This window comes from Falsiroseomonas sp., assembly GCF_030695085.1.
Taxonomy (GTDB): Bacteria; Pseudomonadota; Alphaproteobacteria; order Acetobacterales; family Acetobacteraceae; genus Falsiroseomonas.
The window spans coordinates 1-3,648 of sequence record NZ_JAUYTS010000216.1; the positions used below are offsets into that span (position 1 = coordinate 1).

Consider the following 3,648-nt stretch of genomic DNA (forward strand, 5'->3'; position numbering starts at 1 on the left):
GCCCCCGCAGGGTGCGCCGCTGCTGGTGCCGCCGCGACTCGCCGCGCGCCGCGTGCCGCCGCCGCTGCCGGTGGCCGATGCGGCGGAAGGCTGGACCGTGCCGATGCGCGGCGCGGCGACGCGGCAGATGGCGCTGGCCGCGGAACTCGGCGCGCTGCGCCTGGTGCTGCCCTTCGCGGCGCTGGAGCGGGTGGTGCCGATGCCGGTGCTGCGCCCGGCGCCCGCCGCCGGCCCCTGCGCGCTGGGCTATGCGGTGGCCGCCGGCGCGCCGGTGCTGGTGCTGGATGCCGGCTGGCTGATGCAGCCCGCGCCGGAGGTGCAGCAAGCCGCGCCGGAGGCACAGCAGGCCTCGTTGCTCGTGCTGTTCCGCCATGGCGGCCGCCGGCTCGGCCTGCCCTGCGCCCGCATCGGCCCGGCCCGTGCCGGGGAGCCGACGCTGGCGCACCGGCTGGACCAGGTGGCGGAGGCGCTGACCGCCGCGCCGCTGGCCGAGGCCGCCGCCGTGCCGGCAGCCACGCCGACCCGCGCCCTGCTGCTGTGCAGCGCCGGCGGCCAGGCCTTTGCCCTGCCGGTGGAGGAGGTGGTGGCGGTGATCCCGCCACAGGCCCCGACACCCGCGCCGGAGGGGTCGGAGCCCGCCTTCCGCGGTGTTGCCGCGCATCGCGGCGATGTGCTGCCGGTGTTTGATGCCGGGCTGCGCCTGGGTGCCCTGGCCGTGCTGGGCTGGCCGGGCGCCTCCGCACCGCTGCTGCGGCTGGCGGGCCTGCCGGCCGTGGCGCTCGCGGTCAGCCACGTCACCGGGCTGCGCCGCATCCCGGAACAGGATATCGCCGCCGTGGCCGGCGAGGGGCTGGTCTCCGCCGTGGTGGCGATGGGCGACCAGCCGCTGCCGGTCTGCCGCGCCGCCGTGCTGGGTGCCTTCCGATGATCCGCGTGCTGGTGGTGGATGACAGCGGCTTCATGCGCATGGCGCTGCGCCGCATCATCGAGGCGGATGGCGACCTGAAGGTGGTCGGCGAGGCCGCGGATGGCGAGGCGGCGCTGGAACAGGCGGCGAAGCTGCGCCCGGATGTCATCGCCATGGATGTGGAGATGCCGAAGCTGGATGGGCTGGAGGCGACGCGGCGGATCATGGCGCTGCCGGACCCGCCGGCGGTGCTGATGGTCAGCCACCACACCAGTGACGGATCGGCCACCGCGCTGGCGGCGCTGGATCGCGGCGCGGTGGACTACCTCTGCAAGGATGGCGACCTCGGCAGCGTGGACCTTTCCATGCTGGACCGTGAATTGCGCGGCCGGCTGCGGCATTGGGCGGGGCAGCGCGCGGCGGTGCGGCCGGCGGCGCGTGGCGCGGCGCCGGTGCGGCTGATGCACGCCACGGGCGGCTGCGATGTGGTGGTGCTCGGCGCCTCCACCGGCGGGCCGGATGCCTTGGCTGCCTTCCTGTCCGCCGCCGGCCGGCTGGCGGTGCCCTGCGTGGTGGCGCAGCACATGCCGGCGGAGTTGGCGCCCGACCTGGCGCAGCATCTGGCGCGGCTGTCCGGTGTGCCGGTCGGCGTCGGCCGGGCCGGGCAGCGGCTGATGTCGGGCGAGGTCACGGTGATCCCGGGCGGTACGGATGGCCATCTGGCGCGCGGCGCGGGGCCGGATGGCGGGCTGGTGCTGCGGCTCGCGGGCGGGGCGGCGGCGGTGCATCCATCGGTCGATCTTCTGTTCCAATCCGCGGCGCTGGTGGCGCAACGTGCGCTCGGCGTGGTGCTGACGGGCATGGGGCGGGACGGGCTGGTGGGGGCGCGGGCAATGCAGGACAGGGGAATGCCGGTGCTGGCCCAGACGGTGGCGAGCTGCGTCGTCGGCGGCATGCCCGGCGCGGTGATTTCGGCGGGGCTGGCGATCGAGACGGCGGACCCGGCCGGCCTCGGCCGCCGCGTCGCGGCGCTGGTGCGGGAGAAGGTCGCTTGACCCCCCTGGATCGCGATCTGCTGGAAGCCTTCGTGCCGGAATTCGAGGCCGAGGCGGTGCGCCTCGCCATGGTGCGGGATGCGGCGGCGGCCGGCCGGGCGCTGGACCAGCTTCGCGCCATGGCCGCCGCACTCGGCGCGTCCTCCCTCGCCACGCTGGTCGATCGCACGGCGCAGGCGCTGGACCCGCTGGACTGGCCCGCATTGCATGCGGGGGCGGAGGCGCTGGCCCGGCAGGCGGTGGCGGTCGGCGCGGCGGGCGTGGATCTGCCGCTGGCCGAGCCCGCCACGCCGGAGCAGGCCGCGCCCACCCAACAGGCTGCCGCCAGCCTGCTGGACCGGGAGATGCTGGAGGCCTTCGCCCCGGAATTCGCCATGGCCTGCGACCGGCTGGCCCAGGCCGCCGATCCGGCGCAGGCCGGGCGGGCGCTGGATGGGCTGCGCGCCATGGCGGGCGCGGTGGAACTCGGTTCCCTGCTGCGGCTGCTGGAGCCGGCACCCGGGCTACTCGACCCGTTCGACGCGACGGCGCTAAGCGAACTGGCCGCGGCACTGCGGGCGCAGGCGGCGCGCATCGTGGAGGCCGGCGCCGATCTCGCGCCGCCTGATCCCAAGCCAGTCCCGGAAACAGCCTCGCTGGATGCCGAGTTGCTGGCGGCCTTCGCGCCGGACTTCGCCGCCGCCTGCACCCGCCTGGCCACCGCCCCGGATGCCGCCGCGGCCGGCCAGGCGGCGGAGGCGCTGCGGGCGATGGCGGCCTCGCTCGGCCTCGCCTCGCTGCGCGACATGCTGGCGGAGGCACTGCCCGAGGACCCGGCCGCGCTGCCCGTTCTGGCCACGGACCTCGCCGCCCATGCCGCCGCCATCGCCGCGGCGGGCCACGACCTGCAGCGCCCCGCGCCGCTGACCGGCCCGGCCCGCCGCCGCGTGCTGGTGGTGGATGACAGCGCCATGATGCGCCGCCTGGTGCGGGAGGCACTGGCGATGGATGCGGATTTCGAGGTGGTGGGCGAGGCGGCGGATGGCATCCAGGCGCTGGAAGCGCTGCAACGCCTTTCCCCCGATTTGACCATGCTGGATATCGAGATGCCGGAGCTGGATGGCATGGGCGTGCTGCGGCGCTGGGCGCTGGAGGGTGGCGGCGCGGTGGTCATCGTCTCCTCCGCCGCGCGGCCCGGCTCGGCCACGGCGGTGGAAGCGCGGCGGCTCGGCGCGTCGGGCATCGTCGGCAAACCCTCCGGCGCGCTCAGCCCCGATCTGCGGGAGCGCCAGGGCGCCGCGCTGCTGCGCACCGCCCGCCGCGCCGCCGGCCTGCCGGTGGAGGCGCTGAGATGATTCAAGACGAGGCGCTCTGGCAGGAATTTGCGGGCGAGTCCGAGGATCATCTGGATGCGATCGACCGCATCCTCTCGGCCGGCGAATCGGACCGCGCGGCGGTGGACCGGCTGTTCCGCGCCTTTCATTCGCTGAAAGGCATGTCCGATGCGCTCGGCGCGCCGGGAATGAAGAATGTGGCGCACCGGGCGGAGGATCTGCTCGGCCTGGCGCGCAATGGCCGCGTCGTGGTGCAGGGCGCGGTGGCGGAGGGGCTGCTGGCGGCGGTGGATATGCTGCGCCGCCAACGCGCCACGGTGCTGGAAGCGCATCGCGACGTGCCCGCGCCGGCCGATCTGCTGGCGCGGCTCGC

The 3,648-nt window shown here is 75.9% G+C and carries 4 protein-coding genes; all 4 read left to right on the forward strand.

All coding sequences use genetic code 11. The annotated features are described in order from the left end of the window. Window positions 1-928: chemotaxis protein CheW (locus tag Q8S40_RS22585; RefSeq protein ID WP_305672210.1), on the forward strand; the 928-nt coding region annotated here is incomplete at its 5' end. After that, window positions 925-1,962, forward strand: coding sequence for a chemotaxis protein CheB (locus Q8S40_RS22590; protein ID WP_305672211.1), 1,038 nt, complete (start codon window positions 925-927; stop codon window positions 1,960-1,962). The genes Q8S40_RS22585 and Q8S40_RS22590, both read left to right, overlap by 4 nt. Further along, on the forward strand, window positions 1,959-3,296 hold the full coding sequence (locus tag Q8S40_RS22595; RefSeq protein WP_305672212.1) for a response regulator: 1,338 nt from the start codon (window positions 1,959-1,961) through the stop codon (window positions 3,294-3,296). Before Q8S40_RS22590 ends, Q8S40_RS22595 begins: the two co-directional genes overlap by 4 nt. Next, window positions 3,293-3,648: Hpt domain-containing protein (locus tag Q8S40_RS22600; RefSeq protein ID WP_305672213.1), on the forward strand; the 356-nt coding region annotated here is incomplete at its 3' end. The genes Q8S40_RS22595 and Q8S40_RS22600, both read left to right, overlap by 4 nt.

Bases quoted from the DNA above. Each gene is read 5' to 3' on its own strand.
- Q8S40_RS22590 (WP_305672211.1), top strand. From the start codon at position 925: ATGATCCGCGTGCTGGTGGTGGATGACAGCGGCTTCATGCGCATGGCG.